The organism is Marinobacter halodurans (genome assembly GCF_004327985.1).
Taxonomy (GTDB): Bacteria; Pseudomonadota; Gammaproteobacteria; order Pseudomonadales; family Oleiphilaceae; genus Marinobacter_A; species Marinobacter_A halodurans.
Genome location: NZ_SJDL01000020.1, coordinates 23,579 through 49,810, shown reverse-complemented (window position 1 = coordinate 49,810; position 26,232 = coordinate 23,579). Strand labels below are relative to the sequence as shown.

At 61.8% G+C, this 26,232-nt stretch carries 22 protein-coding genes and 2 tRNA genes; 12 read left to right on the top strand and 12 right to left on the bottom strand.

Annotated features, from left to right (window positions below):
- Positions 1-286 precede the first annotated feature (286 nt).
- The 3 genes from EZI54_RS13270 (at position 287) to EZI54_RS13260 (ending at position 3,238) form a co-directional block, all read left to right on the top strand.
- The gene (locus EZI54_RS13270) at positions 287-835 is read left to right on the top strand and encodes a hypothetical protein (RefSeq protein ID WP_131482372.1); all 549 of its coding nucleotides are present in this window, start codon (positions 287-289) and stop codon (positions 833-835) included.
- Positions 832-2,019, top strand: coding sequence for an iron-containing alcohol dehydrogenase (locus EZI54_RS13265; protein WP_131482371.1), 1,188 nt, complete (start codon positions 832-834; stop codon positions 2,017-2,019). Before EZI54_RS13270 ends, EZI54_RS13265 begins: the two co-directional genes overlap by 4 nt.
- Before the next feature lie 466 nt (positions 2,020-2,485).
- A complete protein-coding gene (locus EZI54_RS13260; RefSeq protein ID WP_242674459.1) occupies positions 2,486-3,238 on the top strand; it encodes a substrate-binding periplasmic protein in 753 nt (250 codons plus the stop codon).
- A gap of 10 nt (positions 3,239-3,248) precedes the next feature.
- On the opposite strand, the gene EZI54_RS13255 is transcribed toward EZI54_RS13260, so the two are convergent.
- Both EZI54_RS13255 and EZI54_RS13250 read right to left on the bottom strand, forming a co-directional pair.
- Positions 3,249-5,732 (bottom strand): ABC transporter permease, encoded by a 2,484-nt coding sequence (locus EZI54_RS13255; RefSeq protein WP_131482369.1) that lies wholly within the window; start codon positions 5,730-5,732, stop codon positions 3,249-3,251.
- The gene (locus tag EZI54_RS13250) at positions 5,732-6,442 is read right to left on the bottom strand and encodes an ABC transporter ATP-binding protein (protein WP_242674458.1); all 711 of its coding nucleotides are present in this window, start codon (positions 6,440-6,442) and stop codon (positions 5,732-5,734) included. The genes EZI54_RS13255 and EZI54_RS13250 overlap by 1 nt, the downstream gene beginning before the upstream one ends.
- A 135-nt stretch (positions 6,443-6,577) precedes the next feature.
- Here EZI54_RS13250 and EZI54_RS13245 point away from each other — a divergent pair, with 135 nt between their 5' ends.
- Complete coding sequence (locus tag EZI54_RS13245) at positions 6,578-7,198, top strand: arylesterase (protein ID WP_242674462.1); 621 nt, start codon at positions 6,578-6,580, stop codon at positions 7,196-7,198.
- Here EZI54_RS13245 and EZI54_RS13240 read toward each other — a convergent pair.
- Positions 7,187-8,200 (bottom strand): YheT family hydrolase, encoded by a 1,014-nt coding sequence (locus EZI54_RS13240; RefSeq protein ID WP_131482368.1) that lies wholly within the window; start codon positions 8,198-8,200, stop codon positions 7,187-7,189. The genes EZI54_RS13245 and EZI54_RS13240 overlap by 12 nt on opposite strands.
- A 91-nt stretch (positions 8,201-8,291) precedes the next feature.
- On the opposite strand from EZI54_RS13240, the gene EZI54_RS13235 reads away from it, so the two are divergent.
- Positions 8,292-8,367: transfer RNA gene (locus EZI54_RS13235), tRNA-Asn, on the top strand.
- 133 nt (positions 8,368-8,500) lie between these two features.
- Here EZI54_RS13235 and EZI54_RS13230 read toward each other — a convergent pair.
- Positions 8,501-9,796, bottom strand: a complete 1,296-nt coding sequence (locus EZI54_RS13230; RefSeq protein WP_131482367.1) for a M18 family aminopeptidase — start codon at positions 9,794-9,796, stop codon at positions 8,501-8,503.
- 148 nt (positions 9,797-9,944) lie between these two features.
- Here EZI54_RS13230 and EZI54_RS13225 point away from each other — a divergent pair, with 148 nt between their 5' ends.
- Together EZI54_RS13225 and EZI54_RS13220 are read left to right on the top strand one after the other, a co-directional pair.
- On the top strand, positions 9,945-10,448 hold the full coding sequence (locus EZI54_RS13225; RefSeq protein ID WP_131482366.1) for a hypothetical protein: 504 nt from the start codon (positions 9,945-9,947) through the stop codon (positions 10,446-10,448).
- Positions 10,449-10,569: 121 nt separating this feature from the next.
- Positions 10,570-11,178 carry an outer membrane beta-barrel protein gene (locus tag EZI54_RS13220; RefSeq protein ID WP_242674457.1) on the top strand — a complete coding sequence of 203 codons (609 nt, stop codon included), beginning with the start codon at positions 10,570-10,572 and terminating at the stop codon, positions 11,176-11,178.
- A gap of 11 nt (positions 11,179-11,189) precedes the next feature.
- On the opposite strand, the gene rlmKL is transcribed toward EZI54_RS13220, so the two are convergent.
- Positions 11,190-13,364, bottom strand: coding sequence for a bifunctional 23S rRNA (guanine(2069)-N(7))-methyltransferase RlmK/23S rRNA (guanine(2445)-N(2))-methyltransferase RlmL (rlmKL, locus tag EZI54_RS13215; protein ID WP_131482365.1), 2,175 nt, complete (start codon positions 13,362-13,364; stop codon positions 11,190-11,192).
- A 442-nt stretch (positions 13,365-13,806) separates the two neighbouring features.
- Here rlmKL and rmf point away from each other — a divergent pair, with 442 nt between their 5' ends.
- On the top strand, positions 13,807-14,016 hold the full coding sequence (gene rmf, locus EZI54_RS13210) for a ribosome modulation factor (protein ID WP_131482364.1): 210 nt from the start codon (positions 13,807-13,809) through the stop codon (positions 14,014-14,016).
- A 251-nt stretch (positions 14,017-14,267) separates the two neighbouring features.
- On the opposite strand, the gene EZI54_RS13205 is transcribed toward rmf, so the two are convergent.
- On the bottom strand, positions 14,268-15,290 hold the full coding sequence (locus EZI54_RS13205) for a quinone-dependent dihydroorotate dehydrogenase (protein WP_131482363.1): 1,023 nt from the start codon (positions 15,288-15,290) through the stop codon (positions 14,268-14,270).
- 425 nt (positions 15,291-15,715) lie between these two features.
- Between EZI54_RS13205 and EZI54_RS13200 the strand changes: the two genes are divergently transcribed.
- On the top strand, positions 15,716-16,879 hold the full coding sequence (locus EZI54_RS13200; protein WP_131482362.1) for a cation diffusion facilitator family transporter: 1,164 nt from the start codon (positions 15,716-15,718) through the stop codon (positions 16,877-16,879).
- 10 nt (positions 16,880-16,889) lie between these two features.
- On the opposite strand, the gene EZI54_RS13195 is transcribed toward EZI54_RS13200, so the two are convergent.
- Positions 16,890-18,392 carry a RimK family protein gene (locus tag EZI54_RS13195; protein ID WP_131482361.1) on the bottom strand — a complete coding sequence of 501 codons (1,503 nt, stop codon included), beginning with the start codon at positions 18,390-18,392 and terminating at the stop codon, positions 16,890-16,892.
- A gap of 187 nt (positions 18,393-18,579) precedes the next feature.
- Here EZI54_RS13195 and rimI point away from each other — a divergent pair, with 187 nt between their 5' ends.
- Positions 18,580-19,707 carry a ribosomal protein S18-alanine N-acetyltransferase gene (gene rimI, locus EZI54_RS13190; protein ID WP_131482360.1) on the top strand — a complete coding sequence of 376 codons (1,128 nt, stop codon included), beginning with the start codon at positions 18,580-18,582 and terminating at the stop codon, positions 19,705-19,707.
- A 6-nt stretch (positions 19,708-19,713) separates the two neighbouring features.
- Here the strand turns inward: rimI and uvrB are convergent, their stop codons facing one another.
- Positions 19,714-21,738, bottom strand: a complete 2,025-nt coding sequence (gene uvrB / locus EZI54_RS13185) for an excinuclease ABC subunit UvrB (RefSeq protein WP_131482359.1) — start codon at positions 21,736-21,738, stop codon at positions 19,714-19,716.
- A 214-nt stretch (positions 21,739-21,952) separates the two neighbouring features.
- Here uvrB and EZI54_RS13180 point away from each other — a divergent pair, with 214 nt between their 5' ends.
- A complete protein-coding gene (locus EZI54_RS13180) occupies positions 21,953-23,137 on the top strand; it encodes a pyridoxal phosphate-dependent aminotransferase (protein WP_131482358.1) in 1,185 nt (394 codons plus the stop codon).
- Between the two features lie 102 nt (positions 23,138-23,239).
- Positions 23,240-23,315: transfer RNA gene (locus EZI54_RS13175), tRNA-Asn, on the top strand.
- Between the two features lie 191 nt (positions 23,316-23,506).
- Here EZI54_RS13175 and pyrF read toward each other — a convergent pair.
- The 4 genes from pyrF to EZI54_RS13155 all read right to left on the bottom strand — a co-directional run bounded on the left by pyrF (position 23,507) and on the right by EZI54_RS13155 (position 26,212).
- Positions 23,507-24,232 (bottom strand): orotidine-5'-phosphate decarboxylase, encoded by a 726-nt coding sequence (gene pyrF / locus EZI54_RS13170; protein ID WP_131482357.1) that lies wholly within the window; start codon positions 24,230-24,232, stop codon positions 23,507-23,509.
- A gap of 69 nt (positions 24,233-24,301) precedes the next feature.
- Positions 24,302-25,471 (bottom strand): lipopolysaccharide assembly protein LapB, encoded by a 1,170-nt coding sequence (gene lapB / locus EZI54_RS13165; protein WP_131482356.1) that lies wholly within the window; start codon positions 25,469-25,471, stop codon positions 24,302-24,304.
- Positions 25,471-25,773 carry a lipopolysaccharide assembly protein LapA domain-containing protein gene (locus EZI54_RS13160; protein WP_131482355.1) on the bottom strand — a complete coding sequence of 101 codons (303 nt, stop codon included), beginning with the start codon at positions 25,771-25,773 and terminating at the stop codon, positions 25,471-25,473. Before EZI54_RS13160 ends, lapB begins: the two co-directional genes overlap by 1 nt.
- Positions 25,774-25,891: 118 nt before the next feature.
- The gene (locus tag EZI54_RS13155) at positions 25,892-26,212 is read right to left on the bottom strand and encodes an integration host factor subunit beta (protein ID WP_278248721.1); all 321 of its coding nucleotides are present in this window, start codon (positions 26,210-26,212) and stop codon (positions 25,892-25,894) included.
- Positions 26,213-26,232: the final 20 nt, after the last annotated feature.

The following is a 26,232-nucleotide window of genomic DNA, read 5'->3' as shown; positions in this document are numbered from 1 at the left end:
TTTAAGAGGCCGCGTGAAAACTGCTGCGCTTGACCATACGGCGTTGGAATTGACCTCAAATTGCTCATTTATTGCACACAAACTGCGCTTTTTCGGTCAATTCCGCCTTGCCTGGCCCGCGCTCGCGACGTTTTCACGCAGCCTCTTTTACGGGCCTTTTTTGTATCTTCCGTTACCGATCCCGTTTTTCTGGCCCAATCCGACAGCGTGTTCATCATTCCGCCAGTTGACTTAATAGAGTAAAAGCTCTAAAAATCAGTAAACACGATAAGAAAGGCGGGTGAGCATGTTAGCCAAACCTCTCAGACCCATGGCCTTGCAGGCCCGGCGGCTATACGTCGAATTGATGTTCCAGGTGATGGGCCGCGCACTGCAGGGCATCAGCGAAGTGGACCAGGTCGCCCGGGACGAAGCCCGGGAGCTCCCGGAAGGGTTCCTGTTCGAGATGATGGTCCGCCCCAGGGGGCCATCACTGGTGGTGGAGCATACCGGCGAAGGCCGCTTCCACTACCACGGCGACAATCCGCCACGTCCGGTGGACCTGTCGATCCAGTTCAAGCACATCGCCCATGCCTTCCTGGTGGTGTCATTCCAGGAAAAGACCTCCGTCGCGTTTGCCCACGACCGCATGCTGGTCGACGGCGACATCGGTTATGCGCTGCGCATGACCCGCATCCTCAACCGACTGGAAGCCTTTATCCTGCCCAAGCTGGTGGCCAGCCGGGCGGTGAAGGAATATCCGGCCAACCTCAAGCTACCGCAGAAGGTCCTCAGCGCCGCGCGGATCTACCTGAAGGTTGCCACCCAATTCTTTGACACAGCGAGAGCATCATGAGTCAGCGTTATTACGAGTTTTTCTGCCCCGTCAAAGTCATTGCCGGCAAGGCAGCCCTGGAACACATCCCCTATGAACTGTCCGGCTTGGGCGCCGGTCGCCCCCTGCTGATCACCGACAAGGGCGTGCGCGCGGCCGGCCTGCTGGAGCCTGTGCTGGAAGCCTGCGAGGAAGGTGGCCAGGAGATCGTCACCATCTACGACGACGTGCCGCCGGACTCCTCGACCCACGTGGTCAAGGACATCGCCGGCATCTACCGCAGCGAGCAATGCGACTCGATCATTGCGGTCGGTGGCGGCTCGGCCATAGATACCGCCAAAGCGGTGAACATCCTGGTCTCCGAGGGCGGCGACGACCTTTCCGCCTACGCCGGCGCCGGTGTTCTCACAAACCCGCTGAAACCGTTCTTCGTCGTACCCACCACGGCCGGCACCGGCTCGGAGGTGACGTCGGTCGCCGTGATCGCCGACACGGAGAAATCGGTCAAGCTGCCCTTCACTTCATCGTTCCTGCTGCCGGATGCGGCCATCATCGACCCGCGCATGACGCTGACCCTGCCGCCGCACATCACGGCGGCCACCGGGATGGATGCCCTCACCCACGCGACGGAAGCCTTCACCTGCATGGCCAAGAACCCGTTGAGTGACGCCTATGCCACGGCGGCGGTCAAGAAAATCAGCAATAACCTGCTGAAGGTGATGGATAACCCGAAGAATGCGGACAGCCGCCTCGAATTGGCCGAAGCCTCCACCATGGCCGGCATTGCCTTCTCCAATTCCATGGTAGGCCTGGTCCATGCCCTGGGCCACGCCACCGGTGCCATCTGCCACCTGCCCCACGGCCTGTGCATGAGCCTGTATCTCCCCTACGTCCTGGAATACAACCTGGAAACCATTCGCGAACCACTGGGTGAGCTGCTGCTGTACATGGCCGGACCGGACGTCTACGCCACCACGCCGGCCAACCGCCGGGCGGAGGAATGCATATCCGCCATCCGCAAGCTGCGTGATGCCCTCTACCAGCACTGCAAACTGCCGCGAACGCTGCAGGAGACTGGCAACGTCGAGCAGGATCAGCTCGACAGGATCGCTCGGGTGGCCCTCGATGACGGTTCGATCATGTTCAACCCGCGCGAAGTCACGCTTGACGATGCCCTGGCGGTTCTCAAGCGGGCCTGGGGCTAGCCGCATTTCTCACCAAGGCCGATCACGGATATCAAAATAACGTTTAATATTAGACAACTACATTGAATTTTGCTCCATATCCGGGAATCCAATTTGGATCTGTTCGGTTTTTGCCTGCCCCTGACTTCACATCTGGACCAAATGGCCCTTGGACGGGGCTACGGCCACGCCCGGCGGCCCATTTGGTCCACCTGTTTTGCCAGGAACACGCAAAAATCCGAACCCTTGGCGAGAAATGCGGGCTAGCGTCATAACCGGGCTGCCCCGACGATGGCTTCAAGGGGCAGCCCATTGATTGATTGGCGATTTTTTACAATTCTCAACGGGACGTTGATAGAAAGGTTTGGCAGAATGGCCGTTGGTGCACGGAAGCAAACAGCACTGTTATTCGACGACCCGCCCGGCCGACGCTATGGAACGCTGCTGGCGCCAATACCGGGTCTTTTGCTTTTGGGCTCGCCAAATCATGTTGCGCAAACTGCCATTGCTTCTCGCCGCTTCTGCCGTGCTGTTGTGTGCCGCCCGCTCCCATGCGGAGCCCGGGCAAACGCTACGCCTCAACGTTTCGCCCAATGGCTATCCTCCCTACACCGTCGTCGGCGACCATTCGGTGTCCGGCATCGTCTGGGATGTGGCGACGCTCATCGGGCAACGCCTGGGATTTGACGTCGAGGCCCGCAAGATTCCCCGCAAGCGCGTCGACAGTATGCTGCTCGAGGGCTACATCGATGCGACCGCACGGGCACCGGAATGGACGGAGCATCCCCAGAATTTCGTGTTCACCCTACCGATCGTGCGGGTCCAGGAAGTCTTCTTTACCGTGGGCGACAAGCCGTTTGTCTACAACGACCCAAGTGACCTCAAGGGCAAGGTGATCCTCACCCACCTGGGCTACAAGTACCCCTACCTGCACGACCTGTTCGAGTCCAACCGGGCCCGTCGGTTCGATGTGCCGAGGGATCGGGACATGTTCAGCTATCTCCTGCAGGGAGACGGCCGTTTCGACATGGCCATTTCAGATCGCCTGGTGGGGCGCTGGATGATCCGCCAGAATGGCTGGCGTGGCCAGTTCTCGACCAGCGATGGCGCCTTGAGCGATTTTGGCCTGAGCCTGATGCTGCGGCCGGACATGGCCGATTTCGCCAAGCGTTTCGATCGCGAGCTCGATGCGATAAAGGCCAGCGGCGAGCTCGACGCGATCGTTGCCAGCTACCAGTAACGGCCGCCCCTCACTCCAGACGGCGCAACAACAGCATCGGTGAGACGCGTAACACCGGATTCAGTTGCCAACGTCCAAAGACCGCCAGCACCGCCGCGCTGACCAGCGGCAGCAGGAGAACGACCCGCCAGTGCCAGTGGAATGCCCCCTCAAACATACGGTACTGCAGCGCCCAGACCGCCACTTCGCCGGCCAACACCCCGAGAATACCGGCGAACAGCCCCAACAGCGCAAACTCCAGCATGGTGCTGTTGACCAACAGGCGCTGCCGGCCTCCCAGCGTTCGTAGCAGGGCCCCTTCCCGCTGGCGATCCTGAAGCGTGGCGCTGACGACAGCCGCCATAACCACGATCGCCGCTGCCAGGATCATTGCCAGGATCGCCTCGATCGCCTGGGTCACCTGCTGCACGATCTCGCGGATACGATCGATGATGTGATCGATCTCCAGCACGGAAATAGTCGGGAAGCGTCGCGTAAAGTCGTTGAGGATGCCCTTGCGGGAAGACCCCAGGTAGAAACTGGTGATCCAGGTGGCCGGTAGACCGTCGAGCGCGCCGCCGGGCGGGAACACCATGTAGAAATTGGGCTTCATGCTGTCCCATTGCACCGTGCGGATACTGGTCACGGGTTCCGTGATGGTCTGGGACCCGATGGTGAAGGTCAACCGGTCGCCCAGCGTCACGCCAAGACGCTGGGCCAGTTCGGACTCGATGGACAGCCCTTCGGTCTGCCCCGGCTGGAACCAGTTGCCTTTGACGATCTGGTTGTCCGACGGCAGATCCTGCATCCAGGTCAGGTTCAGCTCCCGGTTCAGGGCCCTGACCTCCCGGTCCTTGCTTACCGCTTCACGTACCGGCTTCCCGTTGATCTCGGTGAGTCGCCCACGCACCATCGGATACAACTCGTCGGTGGACAGGTCGTGTTTGCCCAGAAAGTCACGCACCTCGTCGACGGCTTCAGGACCAATATTGATCAGGAAATGGTTGGGCGCGTCGGCGGGCAGTTGGGCCTGCCAGTCATCCAGCAGTGAGGAGCGAACCAGGATCAGCGTCGCCGCCAGCATCAGTGTCATGGCGAAGACGGCAATCTGCGACAGGCTGGCCCTGCGATGCCGGTAGAGCCCGACCAGCGCCAGACGCCAGGCGTTGCCACTACCCACGACGCGCCGCAGGCCGAGCACCAGCAGCCAGCCGGCCAGCGCCAGGATGCCCAGCAACGCCGCCAGGCCACCCAGCAGTGCCAGCACCATCCAGAGCTCGCCGGCATAGAGCCAGAGCAGCCCGAATACCGCTATCACCGCTATGACAACATCCATCCACACACCGCGGCCCGCTTCCCCGGGCTGCGACCGCAGGACCCGCATCGCCGGCACCCTGCGCAATCGCTGGATTGGCGGATAGGCAAAGGCAAACAGCGCCACCAGCGCCGTCACCAGCGCCGGCCACAATGACAGCACATCCACGCTGTAATCCATCTTACGGTCCAGCATTCCGGCGGTCAGGGACGCAAGCCCCCAGAACACCGGCAAAGCCAACAGGATCCCCAGGAGCGTGCCGGTCATGCCCCACACCAACAGGCGGACCCGATACAGGCGACTGATACGCCTCCCGGGCACGCCCAGCGTCTTCAGCAATGCCACGGTGTCACGTTGCCCCATCGCGTACTGGCGGCTGGCGACCGCTACGGCCACCGACGCCAACAGGACAGCCAGGCTGCCACCCAGCAGCAGGAAACGCCGCGCCTTGGTCAGGGAATCGGACAAGGCCTGGCCATCCTGGATGCTCTTCCACTCGTCACTGGGCCCAAGCTTCGGCTCGAGCCAGGCGTGAAAACGCTCCAGGGCGTCGTCGGCGCCGGCAAACAGGTTGACGTACTCCACCCGGCTGCCGGGCTGGATCACGCCCGTCGCCGGCACGTCATCGGCATGCATCATGATGCGGGGCGCCAGCGCCGACATGCTGAAGCCCGCATCCGGCTCGCGGATCAGCAGGCCCGTCACCTTCAGGTCACGGTTCCCGACCTCGACCGTACCGCCGATTTCCAGGCCCAGGAGACGCAGCAGGCGTGGATTCAGCCAGACGTCCCCAGGGCCGGGCCCATGGGACAGCATCTGCCGGGGCGCGTCCGTATCCGCCTGGAACTCCACCTGTCCACGCAGCGGGTAGCTGTCGCTGACCGCTTTCACCGACACCAACTGAAAATTGCCGCCACCGAACACCATGGTGGAAAACTCCACCATGCGGGCTGTCGCCAATCCCTGGCGCTCGGCCTCGTCCCGCCAGGCCTGGGGAACGGGCTGGCCGTTTTCGCGCTCCAGTTGCCGGTCACCAGCCAGGAACGCGCTGGCCGAAGTGACCAGGGTCCGCTCCAAATGGCTGGCGTAGAGCGCAATGGTGGCAACGGTCGCCACGGCGACGATCAGGGCCGCCACCAGCACCCGGACATCCCGCTGCCGCCAGTCCCGGTTGCTCCGGGCGAGTTGTGTCGCGGCCATCAGACCGCCACTCCCTGCGCTGGCACCACACCGTTTTCCGACACCTCGCCAGCCTCGATATGCAGCTGGCGCCCGCAGCGGGCGGCCAGATGCTCATCATGCGTAACCATCACCAGGGTGGTGCCCTGCTCCCGGTTCAGGGCCATGAGCAGGTCGGACACCGCCTGACCGGTATTGTTGTCGAGGTTGCCGGTGGGTTCGTCGGCGAACAGGATCTTCGGATGTGCGGCGAACGCCCGGGCAATGGCCACTCGCTGCTGTTCGCCGCCGGAAAGCTGGCGGGGAGTATGCTGGAGCCGCTCGCCCAGTCCCACACGCCGGAGCAGCTCGGTGGCCTGGTCCGACGCATCGGTCTGGCCGGCCAGCTCCAGCGGCAGCATGACGTTTTCCAGGGCCGTCAGCGCCGGCAGTAACTGGAATGACTGGAACACGAAACCGACCCGCCGGGCCCGCAGACTGGCCCGCTCGTCTTCGCTCATCTGACTGATGGGCTGGCCGTCCAACTCGATGCGACCGTGTGTCGGCGTATCCAGGCCGGCGAGGAGCCCCAGGAGCGTGGTCTTGCCCGAGCCAGATCGCCCAACGATGGCCACGGACTCGCCGGCGCCGATGCTCAGGTTGACGTTGTGCAGAATACGCAGTGTTCCCGATCCCAGGGCCACCTCATGGGTCAGGTCCGTTACTTTCAGAATGTCGCTTCCAGTTGCCACAGTGTCTCCCCGACGGTAAAACCGTATCCTGAGCTGCCCCACTCTCCCGTCATCCGGAGCCGCAGCCAGACGCCACTAAGGGCCGATGTTATTGCACGCCATCTTTTACTGACAATGGATACGGAAGTTATGTTCCTGAGATCAATCGCTTTATGCCTTTTTCTCCTGGTTCCCGGTCTGGCCGCCGCGCAGTCCACCCTGCTCATCCTGGGCGACAGCCTCAGTGCCGGTTACGGCGTGGAAACGGACAAGGCCTGGGTGGCCCTGCTGCGCCAGAAGCTCGGCGAAGAAGGTTACGGCAGCTGGCAGGTGGTCAATGCCAGTATCAGTGGCGAGACCACCGACGGCGGGCTGCGTCGCCTGCCGGCGTTGCTCGACGACCGGGCCCCGGCGATCGTCATCATCGAGCTCGGTGGCAACGACGGGCTGCGCGGATTTCCACCCCAGGTGACCCGGCAGAACATCGCCCGAATGACGACACTGGCCCAACAGTCCGGCGCCCGCGTGCTGTTGATCGGCATGCAGATGCCACCCAACTATGGTCCACGCTACACAGAAGTCTTTGCCGCCATTTACCCGGACATTGCCCGGGAGCAGGACGCAGCACTGGTCCCGTTCTTCCTCGATGGCATCTACGATCGTGACGGCTTCATGCAGGCCGACGGCATTCACCCTACCGCAAAAGGCCAGCCGCAGTTGCTGGCCAACGTCTGGCCGCACCTGAAGCCCCTGCTGGACGCTGCTTCAGCCCAGTAGTCCGCGCAGGAAATTGAGCGCCCGGCGCTCCGACCAGTAGTAACCGTCCCGGGCGATTTCCACGAAGCCGACGTGGCCGCCCCACCGGGGAGCCTCCAGGGTGACCCAGGGGCCCAACTGGCCCCGCTTTTCCGGATAACAGGCGGCGGACAGGAATGGGTCGTCCGCCGCATTGACGATCAGCGACGGCACCCGGATCTCCGGCAGGCGCGGCAGGCACGACGCCTGGGCCCAGTAGTCGTCGGCATCGCGAAAGCCATGCAGGGGCGCGGTGTAGCGATCGTCAAACTGCTGGAAGCTGCGGATATCGTCAAACCCGGTCATATCGATCAGGTCCGGGAAATCCCTCGCCTTGTCGGCCATCTTGACCTGCAGGTCCTTCAGGAAGCGCTGCATATAGATCCGTCGGCTGGGCAACGCCAACACCCTGGCGCTACCGGCCAGGTCGCAGGGCACCGAATAGGTGACGGCACCGCGGATCCGGCTGTCGATCCGTTCACCCTGTTCGGCCAGGTAAAGCAGGGTCAGGTTACCACCCATGGAAAAACCGGACAGGGCCAGATGCCCATAGCCTGCACTGTCCGCCAGCGCATGGCTCACGACGGCATGCAGGTCCTGGGTGGCGCCACTGTGGTAGAAACGCGGCAGACGGTTCATGCGCCCGCCACAGGAGCGGAAATTCCAGGCCAGTACGTCCCAGCCGTCCGCCAGCAGGCCGCGGGCCAGGCCCTGCATGTAGGGACGACGGCTGTGTCCCTCCAGGCCGTGGGAGAGGATGGCCAGACGCGGACTTCCCTGGCGATACCAGTCCAGGTGCAGTTCGTCGCCGTCGGGGGTGTCGATACGCTGGGTCACGGGCTCCGCCAGCGCAATACGCCGGAACAGCGTCGGCCAGACCGACTGCAAGTGGCCATTCCGCAGCCAGAGCGGCGGACGGTAACTGCGAATGTTGGAAGCCAGCCCCGAGGGCAAGGGATAGGCGCGGGATTGGTGACCGGACATGCGTTGTTTCTGGAGACCTCTTTTTTCTTCCGGCAAGGGTTGACCCCTCATCGGAACTTCCTTAATATGCGCGCCTGCTGATCACAGCTGTTCCCCGATAGCTCAGTTGGTAGAGCAACGGACTGTTAATCCGTTTGTCGCTGGTTCGAGCCCAGCTCGGGGAGCCACCGAATTCCGAAGGCCGCTCAATCGAGCGGCCTTTTTCGTTTCAGGCGCTTAACCTGCCGACACCCCTTCGGAGAATCCTGTCCTCGCCCGGGATGCCAGCCTGCCTTAAGGCGCCCCGACGGACGCCTGAACCTAATCGATCTGTTCCAACTCGAGATAACGGCGCAGGACCTGGTACAGGACGTACCCGTCCCGGGCACCGGCCATTTCGCGGATCGAGTGCATCGCGAACTGCGGCACGCCGATATCCAGCGTCCTCACCCCCAGGTTACCCGCCGTCAGCGGACCGATGGTGCTGCCACATCCCATATCCGTACGTACCACGAAAGACTGGCACGGCAGATCCAGCGACTCGCTGATATGACGATACAACGCCGCCGTGCGACTGTTAGTGGCGTAGCGCTGGTTGTTGTTGACCTTGATCACCGGGCCGGCATTGAGCAACGGACCATGGTTGCCGTCGTGACGATCGGCGTAGTTGGGATGCACCCCGTGGGCGTTGTCCGCTGAAATCATCATTGACCGGGCGATGACCCGGGGCCTGTCGGCGGCGCCCACCCAGCGGTCCAGCACCGACGACAGGAAAGGCCCCTGCGCGCCCTCGGCGGACATGCTGCCGACTTCCTCGTGATCGTTGCAGACCAGCAGCGCCGGCTGGGTGGGATCGGCCTGCACCAACGCCTGCAGACCGATAAAGCAGCTCAGCAGGTTGTCGAGCCGGGCCGAGGCAATGAAATCGTCGTTCAGCCCCACGGTCGCCGGCGGCTGGGTGTCGTACAGGCTCAGCTCGTAGTCGAGCACTTTCGCCACATCCGCCTCCGGATCCTCGGCGCGAATCCGGTCGGCCAGCAGTTGACGGAACGGCACCGCCTCCTTTTCGTCCGCCTGCATCAGGATGGGCGGAATGTCGGTTTGCGGATTGACCGTGCGGGTGTTGTTCGCCTCCCGGTCCAGGTGGATGGCCAGGCTGGGAATCGTCACCACCGGCCTGGCGAAGTCGACCAGCGCATCCCGCAGCCGGTCGTGGCTGTCCACGTAACTCACTCGGCCGGCCATCGACAGGTCGCGGTCGAACCAGGGATTGAGCAGCGCGCCGCCATAGACTTCGACGCCCAACTGATAGAACCCCTTCTTGTAGATCTCCGGATTCGGTTTGACCCGCAGGCAGGGACTGTCCGTGTGCGCGCCGATCATGCGGATACCGTGTGTGACCGGATCGCTCTGCCCCGTCTGGAAGGCGATGATCGTGGAATCGTTGCGGGTCACGTAATAACGCTGGCCCGGCGCCAGGGACCAGGCGGCCTGCTCGTCGAGGCGCTCGAACCCGGCCGCCTCGAGACGGCGGGCCATCCGCTGGACAGCGTGATAAGGCGTGGGAGACTGTTTGAGGAAATCAAAGAGCTTCGAATTGAAAACGGCGTTGTCCATGCTGATCCAAAATATCCGTTGTCCGAAAAAACGAAGGCCAGTATCGCACGAACGGCCAATCTGTCGAAATTGCGCCTTCTACCACCTCTCTCGTCGGCGCCGGGAAGCTGGTATCCTTGTCAAACCACCCATCGCCCCCCGAGAAGCCATGCGCCTGCCCCAGTTCCTCGATATCGAATTCGTCGAATCACACGACGCCTGCTTTCCCACCGCCATGGCCTGGTCGCTGGCCGATGGCGCGATGAAAACCGTGGTGATCGAGCCGGACGAAACCTGGCTGCCGGACGACGCCGACGGCCTGGACGTGGACCTCGACTACCTGCAGGAACAGGGTGTGCCCCTACTGGAACTGGCCCGCGAGCTGAACGACGACCTGGCGGACCAGACCATTTTCGTGGATGGGCTGGATCCGGACGAAGGTCTGGTCGACCTGCTGTTCGATACGTTGCGGATGCCGGTGCCGTTCGAACTGGCGACGGTCGACCACCTGATCAAGCACATGCCCTACGAGGACCTGGAAGACTGGCGCCGGGAGCTCCTGTTCACCCACGGCCTGGAGCCGCAACTGCCGGAGAGCAGCGTCTTTGCCCTGCTGATGCTGGCACGGGACGGCGGGCTGATACCGGAGGGGACGGATACCGGCGATTTGTGACCTGAGTCGACGCAAGGCTGCGTCTCATAACGCAGAATCCCGGGGTTAGGGAGCATCACCCGCCCCCACCGAGAATAAGAACCGCTCTGCGGCGGTCAGACCTCCAGGCCAGGATTCCCTTATGACGATGCAGTCTACCCGCCGCCCCCTGCTCGCCCTCCTGCTCGCCGGCGGGCTTTTCAGCCTCCCCGCCCACGCCCAGGAACCGCCCAAGAGCCGGGCCGGCCTCGACTATGTTGGCGTGCAGGGTATGGCCCTGCAGTACCGTAAGGTAGGCGGCCTGCCCGACAGTCGCGGCTGGCTCTCTGCCGGCACACTGGTGCTGGGTTCGAACATCTCGGACCTGTTCCATGTGGAGGTCCGGGCCGGCGCCGGTCTTGGCGACTCCGAGGTGTCGGAAAACCTAAAAGTGGACATGGACTGGTTTGCCAGCTGGTACATGGGCATCCACTATGGGCTGACGGACTTTTCCAACGCCTATGCCCAGGTCGGCTTCTCCCACATCGACGGCAACGCCAACGTCAAGGCCACCGACGAGACCCCAGCCGCCTACGAGGAGCTGGACGACGACTTCCCGGGCAGCTCCTTTGCCTTCAGCTGGCTGGCCGGGATCGACCTGAAAGTCGTCGACAACACCTACCTGACGCTCGAGGGCGGCCGGCTGTTCGAGGACACCGACAGCTCCGCCAGCGGCTACCAGTTCAACGGTGGCGTCCGCTACGAGTTCTGAGCCCCGCCCGCTCAGGCTTTCGCCCGGATCTCCCAGCACTGGTGGATCCGGGGGTTGCGGGCAAAGTCCCGGTCGATGGTCTGGCGCGTTACATCCCGCACGTCGAACGCCTCGCTGATCGATGGATCCAGCCGGAAACGACGGAAGTTGTTGGAGAACACCAACACGCCTCCGGGAGCCAGACGCGCCATGGCCTGGCGGATCAGTTGGGGATGATCCCGCTGCACGTCGAGCACCCCCTCCATACGCGCCGAATTGGAGAAGGTCGGCGGGTCCATGAAGATCAGGTCGAAGTCGCGCTCGCCCTTACCCGGCTTGGCCTCCAGCCACTGCAGGCAGTCCTGGTGCACCAGACGGTGATACCGGTCGTCCAGGTGGTTCAGCCGCAGGTTCTCACGGGCCCACTGCAGATAGGTCTTCGACATATCGACGCTGACGGTCTCCCGGGCACCGCCCACGCCGGCGTGTACCGTGGCGGCACCGGTGTAGCAGAACAGGTTGAGAAAGCGCTTGCCCTTCGCCTGGGACTGGATCCACTGCCGCACCGGGCGGTGATCCAGGAAGAGTCCCGTATCCAGATAGTCCTGCAGGTTCACCCGCAGTGCACAGCCGCCCTCGTGGACCGTAAAGTACCGGCCGCTGGCGGACTGCTTCTCGTACTGGGCCTTGCCTGCCTGACGCTGGCGCTGCTTGCAGACCAGCCTGTCGGCATCGATACCCAGGACCTCCGGAACCACGGCCAACGCCTCCCCCAGCCGTTCCCGCGCGGCACGGGCATCCACCGACTTGGGTGGCGCATACTCCTGCAGGTGCACCTGGTCACCGTAGCAATCGATCGCCAGGGCGTATTCGGGCATATCCGCGTCATACAGGCGGTAGCACTCGATGTTGTTCTTCCGGGCCCACTGACCGATTTGCTTCAGGTTCTTGCGCAACCGGTTACGCAGCATCTCCGCCCGTTCGGGGTTGGCGATTCGGGGCTCAACCTTGCCCGGTTCCCCGGGGTGCCGAACGCGGGCCTCGTTTTCCGGCGCGACGGTGAACAGCAGCAACTGGGCCGGCAGTTGGCCATTGAACAGCTTGTACTGGCGATGACTACGCAGCCCCAACGCGTGGCAAAGCTCCGGTGCCCCGGTGAAGACGCCCAGTTCCCAGCCCTGGGCATGGGTCCGAACCACCTCGCCCAGCGTCTCGTACAGTGGGCCGAGCGCCTTGCGCTCGCTCAGGCGCTCACCGTACGGCGGGTTGGTGAGGATCAGGCCGGTGGACGCGTTCGACGGGTTCTGGAAATCCGCCAGCGCCTGTTTCTCAACATGAATCCGGTCTTCCAGGCCTGCCCGCTGGATGTTATGCCAGGCCGTGGCGATCACCCGCGCGTTCTCGTCGTATCCACGGAAACGGCTGCGGCTGGTGCGACGACCGATCTGGGCCCGTTCGTCGGCCTCGGCCCGCAACGTCTCCCAGAGGCGGGCATCGTGGCCCGGCCATCGACTGAAACCGTAAGCGGTCCGCGCCAGACCCGGAGCCATGTCACACGCCATCATCGCGCCTTCGATCAGCAGTGTGCCGGACCCGCACATGGGGTCGACCAGATCCCCGCCAGTCCGCGCCATGTCTGGCCAGCCCGCACGCAGCAACAGCGCTGCCGCCAGGTTTTCACGCAACGGAGCAATACCCTTCTCGGTGCGATAGCCGCGCTTGTGCAGGCTCTCGCCACTCAGATCCAGGCCGACCTGCGCTTCGCCTCGATGCAGCCGGACCGAAATGGTGATGTCGGGGTCGTCCGTATCCACCGCCGGACGCACGCCTGAAGGTTTGCGTAACCGGTCGACGATCGCGTCCTTGACCCGCTGGACGCCGTACTGGGTGTTGCGGATGGCCTCGTTCTGGCCGATGAACACCACCCGGAAGCGCCCGGAAACATGCAGGTGTTCCTCCCAGGCCATCGCCTTGAGCGCCTCGTACATCGCATCGCCGGAACGGCCCTCCACCGTGGCCAGATGCAGGATGACCCGGTTCGCCAGACGCGACCACAGGCAGGCCCGGTAGCCGCTTTCCAGCGTGCCCTGCCCCCAGACACCGGCCGGCGCATGCCGGGCGACGGTCATGCCAAAGCCCGCCATTTCGTCGGCAAGCAGATACTCCAGGCCTTTGGGACAGCTCAGGAAAAACTCGTTTTGGGACACTTCGGGCTCCAATGGTTATTCGTCGTCATCGCCTGTGACAGCGTAGCCGTCCGGAGGCGAGTTGACCGGGGACAGCTTCGTCCCGCCTTTCCGGCTACAGAATCGACAGCCACATGGCTGAGAGGTGCTTAGAAGAAAATGCGCTAAGCCGCTGATTGTTGCGCAATCGTCTACTAAGCGTACGGATTTTTATGTCACACAAACATAAAGCAACCGTCATCTAGATGAAATTAATAGTGTACATCTTCAACGGTTTCGTCTTACCTTGTCATTGACGCGTCTTTTCAAGCGCTGACGTTTGTCGACGTCAGCAACAGGATCCTGGTGCCTGCGGCCCAGGCGGATCCCTCCGGGCGGAGTCCCGCGATATCTGCTTTCACAGTCGTTTGGCATGCTTCGGTGCGCACCCCATGATCTGTAAACCCATGAGGTGAGGAACAGCATGAAAAGACAGAAAAGAGATATGAGTGCTCGCGCATTCAAACGGGGTTATCTGGCCGGCATTTCCGGTAAATCCAAGGATAGCTGCCCTCTTGAACAGGTGGACACCCGGCAGGAGTGGCTGAATGGTTGGCGAGAAGGACGGATGGATAATTGGGAAGGCCTTACGGGGGTTTCAGGCATCCATCGATTACCAAACATCTCAGTCTGAAGCAGATAAGCCCACTGTCTTTTATCCAGATTCAGTGACTCGGCTTTCAACCAAAAACTCTCAATCAGGATCTCTTTACAGCAAGCGTTAGCAACCAAAAAACAAACTGGAAACCTATTTAACCCAAAGGGTCCACTCGATCCTTACCAGCAAAGAAAGCAACGCCACGGGGTTTATCCCCCGCACGGGCCCGCTCAGCGGGCCCACTTTATTTTCAGGCCACGCTTTTCGACCCGCCCGGTTCCTGTCCGTTAACGCTCCAGCGCCGCAATCGCCTTCACCGCCTCCGCGATCAGTGCCGGGCCTTCGTAGATAAAGCCGGTATAGATCTGTACCAGTTTCGCGCCCGCGCGGATTTTCTCAGCGGCACTGTCGCCATCGGTGATCCCGCCCACGCCGATGATGGGCAACCGGTCGCCCAGCTCGCCGTACAATCCCTCAATCACCCGCACGGACGCGGCACGTACGGGCGCTCCACTCAGCCCGCCCTGCTCCCCGGCATACTGATGGCCCTGAACGGCGCTGCGTTCGATGGTAGTGTTGGTGGCGATGACGCCATCGATTCCGGTTTCCATCAGCGCATCCGCGACAAAACGGATGGCCTGGTCGTCCATGTCCGGCGCAATCTTCACGGCGACGGGCACGTAACGCCCCTGGCGCTCGGCCTGGGTGCGCTGCTCCTCCTTGATCGCCACCAGCAGCCGCTTGAGGGAGTCGCCGAACTGGAGATCCCGCAGGCCCGGCGTGTTGGGCGAGGACACGTTGACGGTGATGTAGCTGGCCAGTTCGTACACCGCGGCAATTCCCTTGCGGTAATCCGCCTCCGCCTCTTCCGCCGGCGTCGCCTTGTTCTTGCCGACGTTGATGCCCAATACGCCGTCAAACCGGGCATTGCGGACATTGGCCAGCAGAACGTCCAGCCCCTCGTTGTTAAAGCCCATACGATTGATCAGGGCCTGATGCTCCGGCAGCCGGAACATGCGGGGCTTGGGATTGCCAGGCTGCGCTATCGGCGTCACCGTGCCGACTTCAATGAAGCCGAATCCCAGGGCCGCCAGGGCATCAATGTGCTCAGCGTTCTTGTCCAGTCCGGCAGCCAGCCCCACGGGATTGGGAAACACCAGCCCCATAACCTCAACCGGCGCCATAGGCACTTTCGGCGTCAACGCTCCCAACAGCCCCAACCGATTCCCCAGATCCAGCGCCCGCAACGCAACATGATGGGCCTGCTCCGGCGGTAATCGGAAAAGAAGGTTTCGGATCAGGCCATACATCGGGGATACTCCATTCATTCGATGGGGCGGGAGTATACCGGATACGGCGGAAATACAGCCACTCCCGGCGCCTGAAATCGTCCGTGCAGGGCCTCATAGGGGTTTTCCACAGGGTGTCTGCCCAGGCGTACATGACCGCTAAATGACTGTATGGTGAAGCCCTTGTGACCTTTTCCACGAAATCTGTGGATAACCCTGTTGAAAATACGCGGGCAGAGTTTCGAATCCCTTGGGGAACGGGCCGCTCTACAGATTGGTTATTTTTTGATCAATCAATTTACTTTTTTATTTCAATAGGTTATAGGCGCCTCATACCGGTGCACCGGATTTTGAAACACTCTGGAAAATGGCTCACCGCTTCGCCGGTTTGTGCATAAGACAATCAGGACTTCAGCAAAATTTGGCCCAGGAGAGCGTTTTCGGGAATGACTGACATCAAGTTGAAACAGGAACAGCAGGCCGCCACACGGGTCACCCTTATCGGCATGATTCTCGATATCATCCTGGGGGTGGGAAAGTGCATCATCGGCGTGTTTTTCCACTCCCAGGCACTGGTCATCGACGGCATTCATTCGTTTTCCGATGTGGCCTCCGACCTGCTGGTTCTGGGCCTGATGCGCACCGCCCGGCAGGCGCCGGACTCCGACCACCCCTATGGCCACCAACGCTTTGAGACCCTGGGCACCATGGTTCTGGGCAGTTTCCTGATCGGACTGGCCGGCGCCCTGGCCTGGGACAGCCTGCAGCGTATGCTGTCGGAACCCGGGGATACGACCCTGCCGGGATGGCCGGTGCTGGTCGCCGCCGGGCTCTCGATCCTCGGCAAGGAATGGATCTACCGCTACACACGACGGGTGGGCGAAGCGATCCGCTCGGACCTGATCATCGCCAACGCCTGGCACAGCCGGACGGACGCGTTCTCCTCGATCATCGTCCTGGCTGGCGCTGCCGGCGCCATGACGGGCGTCGCCTGGCTCGATGCCCTGGCGGCGATCGGCGTGTCCGTGGTGATTGGCCATGTTGGCTGGAGCCTGACCTGGAGCAGCGTCAAGGAACTGGTGGATACCGCCATCGACGATGACCGCACCCGTGAGATCCACGACATCGCCCGGGCCACCGAAGGCGTGCGCGACGTGCACGACCTGCGCAGCCGGCGCATGGGTGGGGATGTACTGCTCGACCTGCATTTGCTTGTCAGCCCCGTCATCAGCGTCTCCGAGGGGCACGAAATCGGCGTCAAGGTCACCCAGCGGATCCGCGACGCCCATCCGGATATCAGCGATGTGATCTTTCACATCGATGCGGAAAACGATTCAGGCGCTGAGCCGACCGAATCCGGCCTGCCTACGCGCAGTGAAATCATCCAGGCCCTGGAACGGGCCTGGCACGACCGGCTTGAGCCGGAAGCCCTGCGCAGCCTTCGCCTGCATTATCTGGGGGATCGCGTATCGGTGGAGATTTTCATCCGCAATCCCGATACGCTGACCCAACCGGTGTCGATTCAGCAGCTCCGCGATGCGGCATCGCACCTGAACTGGCTGGGCAGCATTCGGGTCTGGCGCCCAATGGAACCGGGAACGGCTGGCTGATGCCCTGGGTTCAGGCCCGCCGCCGCGCTTCCATCCGCGACAGGAACTCCTGCATCACCAACGTGTAGAGTTCGCCACCGAGAAAGCGGTCCTCAACCCCGGCGTCAATGTTGGGGTTGTCGTTGACCTCGATAACCGCGACGCGATTGCCGGACTGCTTGATGTCCACCCCGTACAGGCCGTTGCCGATCAGCCGGGTCGCGTTCAGTGCGGCCTGGATGACATTACGCGGGACCTCATAGGTGGGCAGCGTATCGAAGTCGCCGCTGTCGAACTGCTGGTTGTCGCCGTGACTGTAGATCTGCCAATGGCCTTTCACCATGTAGTACTTGCAGGCAAAGATGGCGCGCCCGCCCAGCACCCCGATACGCCAGTCGTAATCGGTATAGAGATACTCCTGGGCCAGCACCAGGGCCGATTGCCGGAACAGCGTCTTGAGCGCTTCCTTCAGCTGTTGCTCGTTCTCGGCACGCATCACACCACGGGAAAAGGCGCCGTCGGGAATCTTGACCACCATGGGGTAGCCCAGATGCTCGATGGCCTGCTCGACGCCGTCCTTCTGGTCCTTGGACAGGATCAGCGTGCGCGGCGTGGGCACTTTGTTGTTCTTCAGCAGATCCGCCAGGAACACCTTGTTGGTACAGCGCAGGATCGACACCGGGTCGTCAATGACGACCATGCCTTCGGCCTCGGCCTTGCGGGCAAACCGGTAGGTGTGATGGTCGATCGAGGTGGTCTCGCGGATAAACAGGCCGTCGTATTCCGGCAGCCGCATGTAGTCCTTGCGGGTGATCGGTTCCACATGGATTCCCAGCTTCTTGCCGGCCTTGATGAAATACTGTAACGCCTTGGCGTCGCTGGGTGGCAGCTTCTCGTCCGGGTCGACCAGCATGGCCAGATCGTAGCGGAACTGGCGGCGCGACCGCGGCTTGCGCCACAGGGCGCTGCTGAAACGATCCAGGGCCCCGGCAAAGACATCCTGTTCCGACTCCGTCAGGTCCGCCGGGGATGCTGGTTTCATCGACTCGATCTGCCAGGTTTTGCGATAACGGAACACCACTTCCAGGATCGGACACGGGAACCGCTCGAACAGCACCCGGGCGACCGGTTTGAGGGCCTCGTGTTCGGCCTTGCCAAAGAAGGTCCGCACCTTCACCTGGCGCACGGTCTCGCGCCCGCCCTCCGGAGCGGGCTCGGCGGTTGCCGCCTCGTCCAGCCAATGGACAACCCCTGGATCCAGCTCCTGCAACTCCAGTGAAAACAGGTCCTTGCGCCGCAGGTCGTTCAGCGTCATCACGGAGGGCACCACGTTATGGCCACGGGCCTCCGCCAACAGCGAGCAATAGTAACCGCGACTGAGATAGCGGGCACTCTGGCACAGGTTGATCACCCGTACCCGCTGGGAATTGTTACCCGACAGCTGGACATACTGGTCGAAGGTCATGACGTCCGTACTGGGATAGTAAGGGGCCCAGTCACGGTCACGATCCACCACAATCATCAAACGGGTCATACCGGATTCCTTCCTGAAACGGCCTCGAAAACGCGACAATACGCCGGGTCGTGAACCCAAACAATCATTAGCTCATAGCGGATTTCACGCACCTTTCGCAGTCTGCCAACACCCCCCATAATAGTTCACGCCGGCACTGCGTAAATTGCTCCTACCGGCCTGGTTGAACGCTATTACAGGACTGGCCATGCATGTATTGATTCGCCGCGCCCTCCCGGACGACCTGGATGCCCTGGTCGATCTGGAAAACCGCTGTTTTTCGGAGGACCGCCTCTCCCGCCGCAGCTTCCGCCGTTTCCTGGAAATGCCCCGCGACCGGGTCCTGGTGGCCGAGACCGAGGGCCGGCTGGTGGGCTACAGCGTGGTGCTGATGCACAAGGCCACCCGCCTGGCACGCATCTACTCGATTGCCGTCGCGGACGAAGCCCGGGGACAGGGGCTGGGCGAGAGACTGGTTCGCGAGAGCGAAGCGGTTGCCGTGGACGCCGACCGGATTATCATGCGCCTGGAAGTACGCGAGGATAACCACGGCGCGATCCGGCTCTACCGCCGCCTGGGCTACCGGCAGTTCGGCACCTATCGGGACTACTACGAGGATCATGGCAATGCGCTGCGCTTCGAGCGTCGCATCCTGTTCTTCGAGCCGTCAGACGCGGTGCGGCCTGTGCCCTATTACCCGCAGACCACCGATTTCACCTGTGGACCGGCCGCACTGATGATGGCCATGGCCGCCAAGTGCCCTGAATGGCGTCTCACCACCCTGGAAGAGCTGCGGATCTGGCGCGAGGCCACCACAATTTTTATGCTGGCCGGTCACGGTGGCTGTGGTCCTCACGGCCTGGCGCTGGCAGCCTGGCAGCGCGGTTTCACCGTCACGGCCTATGTCAGCAGGGAAGGCGCGCTGTTCAAGGATACGGTGCGCAGCGAGGAGAAAAAACGGGTCCTCGAACTGGTCCACGAGGGTTTCATCCACGACATGGCCCTGACCGATATCGATCTGCACAACGAACCCATCACGGTCGATGTGATTGAAGAGGCCCTGGCCCGCGGCGACATACCGGTCATCCTGGTCAGCACCTGGCAGCTCAACCGCAGCCGGGTCCCCCACTGGGTGACTGTCTGCGCCATGGATAACCAGTTTGTCTACCTGCACGACCCGGAGGTGGACGTCGCGGAAGGTGAAACCATCGCCGACAAACAGTACCTGCCCGTGGACCGGGCCGTCTTCGAAAAAATGGCCAGCTACGGCCATCGGCAGCGGTTGCAGGCGGTCGTGATTATCGGCCCCAGACGCGACCTGGGCGTTTCGGACTAAACAACCTCAGGCCGTCCGGATGGACGCTTCCTTGAGTGAAGCAATATCGTCACGCAGCCGGGCTGCCCGCTCGAAGTCCAGGTCGGCGGCGGCCTTGTACATCTCGTCTTCCAGTTTGGTGATATCCTTAAGCAAGTCTTCCGGCGACTTGCCATGCGCCATGGCACGGTATTCCTCGGCCTCCTCGGCCGCTTTCTGGCCGGGCCGTTCGCCTCCGCGCCGACGTCCCGGGGCACCGTAGCGGGCCCCTTCCATGATGTCGGCGATGTTCTTCGTCAGTCCCTGCGGCGTGATGCCATGGGCCTCGTTGTGCGCCTGCTGCTTCTCGCGACGGCGGCAGGTCTCGTCGATGGCCCGCTGCATGGAGCCGGTGATCCTGTCGCCGTAGAGAATCGCCTTGCCGTGTACGTTGCGCGCCGCCCGGCCGATGGTCTGGATCAGTGAGCGCTCCGAGCGCAGGAAGCCTTCCTTATCGGCATCCAGGATCGCCACCAGCGAGACTTCCGGCATGTCCAGGCCTTCCCGCAGCAGGTTGATCCCCACCAGCACGTCGAATTCGCCCCGCCGCAGGTCGCGGATGATCTCCACCCGCTCCACCGTATCGATGTCCGAATGCAGGTAGCGCACGCGGATGTCGTGCTCCTGCAGGAAATCCGTCAGGTCTTCGGCCATGCGCTTGGTGAGCGTGGTCACCAGGACCCGCTCATCCGCCGCAACACGCTGGCGAATCTCGGACAGCAGATCGTCCACCTGGGTGGACGCGGCACGCACCTCGATTTCCGGATCCAGCAGACCGGTCGGCCGCACCACCTGCTCCACCACCTGGCCGGCATGATCGGCCTCGTAGACGGCGGGCGTGGCCGAGACGAAGATCATCTGAGGCGCCATACGCTCCCACTCGTCAAAACGCATGGGCCGGTTATCCAGGGCCGACGGCAGACGGAAGCCGTACTCCACCAGGGTTTCCTTGCGTGAGCGGTCGCCCTTGTACATGGCGCCGATCTGGGGAATGGTGACGTGGGATTCGTCCACCACCAGCAATGCGTTGGCCGGGAGATAGTCGAACAGGGTCGGCGGGGCCTCCCCCGGGCGACGGCCGGACAGGTAGCGCGAGTAGTTCTCGATGCCGTTGCAGTAGCCCAGCTCCAGCATCATTTCGATATCGTAGCGGGTCCGCTCTTCCAGTCGCTGGGCTTCCACCAGTTTGTTGTTGTCGCGCAACTGCTTGAGACGCCCGTCCAGCTCCACCTTGATGTTCTCGACCGCGTCCAGCACTACCTGGCGTGGCGTGACATAGTGGCTCTTGGGGTAGATGGTCACCCGCGGCACCCGGCGCAACACTTCCCCGGTCAGCGGATCGAAGTAGCTGAGATTCTCTACCTCGTCATCGAACAGCTCGATGCGGATGGCTTCCTTCTCGGATTCCGCGGGAAACACGTCGATGACATCCCCGCGCACCCGGTAGTTGGCCCGGTGAAACTCGACGTCGTTACGGGTGTACTGCAATTCCGCCAGGCGGCGCAGGATAAAACGCTGGTCGATCTGATCGCCCCGATCCAGGTGCAGCATCATCTTCAGGTAGGACTGGGGATCACCCAGGCCATAGATGGAAGAGACGGTCGCCACAATGATGGCATCGTCCCGCTCCAGCAGGGCCTTGGTGGCCGACAGCCGCATCTGCTCGATGTGCTCGTTGATGGACGCGTCCTTCTCGATGAAGGTGTCCGATGAGGGGACATAGGCTTCCGGCTGGTAGTAATCGTAATAGGAAACGAAATACTCGACGGCATTGTCCGGGAAGAATTCCTTGAACTCCCCGTACAGCTGCGCCGCCAATGTCTTGTTGTGGGCCATGACGATGGTTGGCCGCTGGATGCGCTCCACCACGTTAGCGATGGTGAACGTCTTGCCCGACCCGGTCACGCCCAGCAGGGTCTGGTGGGCCAGACCGGACTCTATCCCGTCAACCAGGCCCTCGATAGCCGTGGGCTGGTCTCCCGAGGGCTGGTAGGCCGAATGAACCTTGAACATGTGGCGTCAATGCCCCCTTTACAGTCGGTCGCAGTATGCGATGATTTCCGGTAGCCGGCACCGCGGAGTCTGAGTGCCAGCTTATACTGATGAAACCTTCATGGTAACATCACAGCGTTTTGCATTTTTTCCGGCTTCCCCGGCCATCGATGCCGATTTTTCCTCGGCCCGACATCCGGGCGGCCCCTCATGACGCATCTTAAGGAGCGCTAGTTTGGACCTTCAACTCTCGAGCCGTGTACAAGCGATCAAGCCCTCACCTACCCTGGCCGTCACCAACAAGGCCGCGGAACTGCGTGCGGCGGGCCAGGATATTATTGGCCTCGGCGCCGGTGAGCCTGACTTCGATACGCCCGAACACATCAAGGCCGCTGCCATTGAAGCCATCAAGGGCGGTCAGACCAAGTACACCGCCGTTGACGGTACGCCGGGTCTGAAGAAGGCGATTATCGAGAAGTTCAAACGCGATAACGGTCTTGAGTACGAAGCCAACCAGATACTGGTATCAAGTGGTGGCAAACAGAGTTTCTTCAACCTCGCACTGGCCACATTGAACCCGGGTGACGAAGCGATCATCCCGGCCCCGTACTGGGTGTCCTATCCGGATATGGTGCTGGTCGCGGAAGGCAGGCCCGTGATCCTGGAAACCTCAGCCGGGAGCCGCTTCAAGATTACCGCGCAGCAGCTGGAAGATGCCATTACCGACAAAACGCGCCTGTTCGTCCTGAACAGCCCGTCCAACCCGAGCGGCATGGCCTACAGCATGGATGAACTGAAGGCGATTGGCGAGGTCCTGAAAAAGCACCCCCAGGTGATGATTGCGACGGACGACATGTACGAACCGATCCTGTGGACCGGTCAGCCGTTCTGCAACATCCTGAACGCCACACCGGAACTGTACGATCGCACCTTCGTGCTGAACGGTGTTTCCAAGGCCTATTCCATGACCGGCTGGCGCATCGGCTATGCCGCCGGTCCGGCCAGGATCATCGGGGCCATGAAGAAGATCCAGTCCCAGAGCACGTCCAACCCCTGCTCCATCTCCCAGGCGGCGGCGCAGGCCGCGCTGGAAGGTCCGCAGGAGTGTGTGGGCGAGATGGTCAAGGCCTTCAAGGAACGCCACGACTATCTGGTGGACGCCCTGAACGGCATTCACGGCGTCGAGTGCCTGAAGGGCGACGGCACCTTCTACGTGTTCCCGAGTTTCCAGGGCGCTATCGATGCACGCGACGGTGTCTCGAACGACGTGGAACTGGCCGAGATGCTGCTCAAGGAGGCCGGAGTGGCCCTGGTTCCCGGCTCCGCCTTCGGTGCGCCTGGCCATATGCGGTTGAGCTTCGCCACGAGTATGGAGAACCTGCAGAAGGCCGTCGAACGCCTGAAAAAGGTACTGGGTTAAGCCGGTTCGATCCCCCTTGAGAAAACATAAAAGGTTTATTGATTAGGGGGTTGACGGTGATGGGGCGCCGCCGTAATATACGCGCCTCGTCACTGACGACGTTCCCCGATAGCTCAGTTGGTAGAGCAACGGACTGTTAATCCGTTTGTCGCTGGTTCGAGCCCAGCTCGGGGAGCCAATATTTCAAAAAGCCGCTGATCCCAGCGGCTTTTTTTGTGTCCGATGCCCCATCATTGCAGCCGGCACGGCGGGCAACCTGCTCCGACACCCCACCTCAAGCAACGAACAACACAGCTACCGGACCATCGGCCCAAACGGGAACGCCCCGGGAACTCCGGGGCGCATGGATAGCCGAAACAATGCTCCAGCCTATTCCTCGTCCAGGCGGATCTCCGCCTGGATTTCCTCCAGCGCGGCGAGTGGATCACCGGCCTGGGTAATCGGCCGGCCGATCACCAGATAATCACTGCCCGCACGCAGTGCGTCGGAAGGCGTCATGATCCGCTGCTGGTCGCCCTGAGCGGCAAATGTCGGACGGATGCCGGGGGTCACCAGACGGAAGCGCCCACCCTGCTCGGAACGCAGCATGGACGCCTCCTGTGCCGAGCAGACGACGCCATCGAGACCAGCATTGTAGGTCATGGCCGCCAGGCGCGAGACATGGGCCTCAGGCGAATCGCTAATCCCCAGCCCCTTCAGGTCGTCCGCCGTCATGCTGGTGAGCACCGTCACAGCGATCAGGAGGGGGCGGTCCGCTCCGAAGCTCTCCAGGCGCTCCCGGCAGGCCGCCATCATGGTCTCCCCACCGGAAGCATGCACGTTGACCATCCACACCCCCAGGTCGGCGGCAGCGGCCACGGCCGCGGAAGTGGTATTGGGGATATCGTGGAACTTCAGGTCCAGGAAAACTTCGAAGCCGCGATTATGAAGCTCCTTGACCAGGCTCGGCCCGAATCGGGTGAACATTTCCTTGCCCACCTTGAGGCGGCACAGCGCCGGGTCGAGCGAATCCACCAGGGAAAGTGCCTCAGACTGGCTGGCAAAATCCAGCGCCACGATAATCCGCGGCCCCAACTCGGCATTACGATCTTGCATATCTCACCTCACACATTCCTGCGGCAAACGACCAGCCGCTTTCGCCGGCCCTCTGCGAAAATTCGTCGGTTATTCCGCTTCCACGCCCTGGATCGGCTGGACTTTCTCCCACCGCTTGCAGCTGGGGCAGAGCCAGTGCAACTGGCGCCCCTCGAACCCACAGCTGATGCAGCGGTATATCGGGCGGTTCGACAGCAGCATCTGCCCCATGCGGCTCACCAGGCGCCCTTCGTCGGTCGTCATTCCCTTCTCGTAACCGGCCATTTCCACGAGCCGCAGCAAGCCTTTCAGACTGGGACGAATCTCCAGCTCCTCGCGCAGCAGATCAATGGCAGCCAGACGGCCATTGCTGCGCTCCACGGACTCGACCAGCGCCAGCAGCAGACTGGTACTCGGCCAGCTCTCGTAAAGCTTACGCAAACGGCGCCCAAGACGGGCCACATCGCCTTTTTCCCGGGCCAGTTTCATCAGCCGGTCGATGGCCTCAGGGCCAAAGGACGGATTCTGATCAAACACCCGGAACAGGGACTGACTGACTTCCGACAGATTCCCCTGCCGCCGATGTATATCCGCTTGCAGGAAGCTGGCCCGTACGCACGTCCTGTCCTGCTCAAGCGCGTTCTTGACCAGCTTCTGGGCTCCCCAGCGATCATCCTGACGCAGGGCATCCTCCGCCAGCTCACAGGTCAGGTAGGCAAGCTGCTTCTTGAGCTCTTCCTCGGGGTAGCCCACCGTCAGCGTGCTGGCCACCTGCCGCGCCTTGTCCCACTCGCGCTCCTGCTGATAGAGCTCGATCAGTTGGTCGGCAGCCTGGCGACTGTAGTCCCGACTGCCCAACAACTGATGAAAGAGGGATTCGGCCCGGTCCAACAGGCCAGCCGTCATGTAGTCCATGGCGAGTTCGTAGGTCACCTGGGGCGAGTAACGGGTGGGCAGCTCCGGTCGGGCGAGCAGGTTCTGGTGGATAACGATGGCCCGCTCGGTTTCCCCTTTCAGACGGAAATGCGCCCCAACGGACAGATGCAGGCTGACGGTCTCACGATTGACGGCCAGTGACTGGACGAAATTCTCGATGGCTTCGTCGGAGTAATTGGTAAACAGGAACTGGAGACGATCCCGGACGGTTTCCTCATCATCGATTCTCGGATGGCGGCCACCGTCATGACGCCCCCATCGACCCATAAACCAACCCGCTGCAACGGCAACAACCAGGAGCAGCCAATGAAGCACTGTTTCCATCAGGGATTCCGGCCGGCTTCCAACCTGGCTTTCTCAAGCTGCTTTTCGGTCTGCGCCAGCTTTTTCTGAAGATGCCGCTTGCTGACAGACGTGCGGATCATGGCCAGTGAGGTTAACAGCATTCCGATGACGCCGCCCGCCACAAAAGCCAATATCAGCCAGAAGGCAATGCCGTAGGCTGCCGTCTCGAAAAACAGGAAATTGAGTGAAACTGAGACCTGATTATTCAGGGAAAAAACTAAGGCAACCAGGATCAGAAAGATCACGACAAGGCCAATAATCACCTTTTGCAGCCAGGCCATAGATAACGGCTCCCGAATGGTTAGCGTCCGTTGCGGTGGGGCTCATCATGGTAGCACAGGACATTCCCGGAATACGCACCTGCAACGCTACACTCGATGCTCTGCTCCGGAACCCGTCTCAGTAACCGCTCTTCATGCTGTCATCGACCTGTTCACGCAACTCCTTGCCTGGCTTGAAATGCGGAACATGCTTGGCGGGAAGCTGCACCGCTTCACCCGTCTTTGGATTGCGCCCCGTTCGGGCCGCCCGGTGATGAAGAGAAAAACTACCGAAACCGCGGATCTCGATCCGCTGCCCTTCGGCCAGCGATTGAGACATATGTTCGATGATGGTTTTAACGGCAAGCTCGACATCTTTCACGGACAGTTGTGTCTGCTTGGAAGCAATCAGCTCAACCAGCTCAGACTTTGTCATGCGATCATTCCTTCTGATTCTTATCGCGAAATCAGCCCCTGAGA

Excerpts from the sequence above, each read along its gene's own strand:
- rmf (WP_131482364.1), top strand. The coding sequence starts at position 13,807 with ATGAAAAGACAGAAAAGAGATATGAGTGCTCGCGCATTCAAACGGGGT.
- EZI54_RS13260 (WP_242674459.1), top strand. The coding sequence starts at position 2,486 with ATGTTGCGCAAACTGCCATTGCTTCTCGCCGCTTCTGCCGTGCTGTTG.
- EZI54_RS13195 (WP_131482361.1), bottom strand. The coding sequence starts at position 18,392 with ATGACCCGTTTGATGATTGTGGTGGATCGTGACCGTGACTGGGCCCCT.
- EZI54_RS13160 (WP_131482355.1), bottom strand. The coding sequence starts at position 25,773 with ATGGCCTGGCTGCAAAAGGTGATTATTGGCCTTGTCGTGATCTTTCTG.
- EZI54_RS13220 (WP_242674457.1), top strand. The coding sequence starts at position 10,570 with ATGACGATGCAGTCTACCCGCCGCCCCCTGCTCGCCCTCCTGCTCGCC.
- rimI (WP_131482360.1), top strand. The coding sequence starts at position 18,580 with ATGCATGTATTGATTCGCCGCGCCCTCCCGGACGACCTGGATGCCCTG.
- lapB (WP_131482356.1), bottom strand. The coding sequence starts at position 25,471 with ATGGAAACAGTGCTTCATTGGCTGCTCCTGGTTGTTGCCGTTGCAGCG.
- EZI54_RS13200 (WP_131482362.1), top strand. The coding sequence starts at position 15,716 with ATGACTGACATCAAGTTGAAACAGGAACAGCAGGCCGCCACACGGGTC.
- EZI54_RS13255 (WP_131482369.1), bottom strand. The coding sequence starts at position 5,732 with ATGGCCGCGACACAACTCGCCCGGAGCAACCGGGACTGGCGGCAGCGG.
- EZI54_RS13240 (WP_131482368.1), bottom strand. The coding sequence starts at position 8,200 with ATGTCCGGTCACCAATCCCGCGCCTATCCCTTGCCCTCGGGGCTGGCT.
- EZI54_RS13265 (WP_131482371.1), top strand. The coding sequence starts at position 832 with ATGAGTCAGCGTTATTACGAGTTTTTCTGCCCCGTCAAAGTCATTGCC.
- EZI54_RS13270 (WP_131482372.1), top strand. The coding sequence starts at position 287 with ATGTTAGCCAAACCTCTCAGACCCATGGCCTTGCAGGCCCGGCGGCTA.
- EZI54_RS13205 (WP_131482363.1), bottom strand. The coding sequence starts at position 15,290 with ATGTATGGCCTGATCCGAAACCTTCTTTTCCGATTACCGCCGGAGCAG.
- uvrB (WP_131482359.1), bottom strand. The coding sequence starts at position 21,738 with ATGTTCAAGGTTCATTCGGCCTACCAGCCCTCGGGAGACCAGCCCACG.
- EZI54_RS13230 (WP_131482367.1), bottom strand. The coding sequence starts at position 9,796 with ATGGACAACGCCGTTTTCAATTCGAAGCTCTTTGATTTCCTCAAACAG.
- pyrF (WP_131482357.1), bottom strand. The coding sequence starts at position 24,232 with ATGCAAGATCGTAATGCCGAGTTGGGGCCGCGGATTATCGTGGCGCTG.
- EZI54_RS13225 (WP_131482366.1), top strand. The coding sequence starts at position 9,945 with ATGCGCCTGCCCCAGTTCCTCGATATCGAATTCGTCGAATCACACGAC.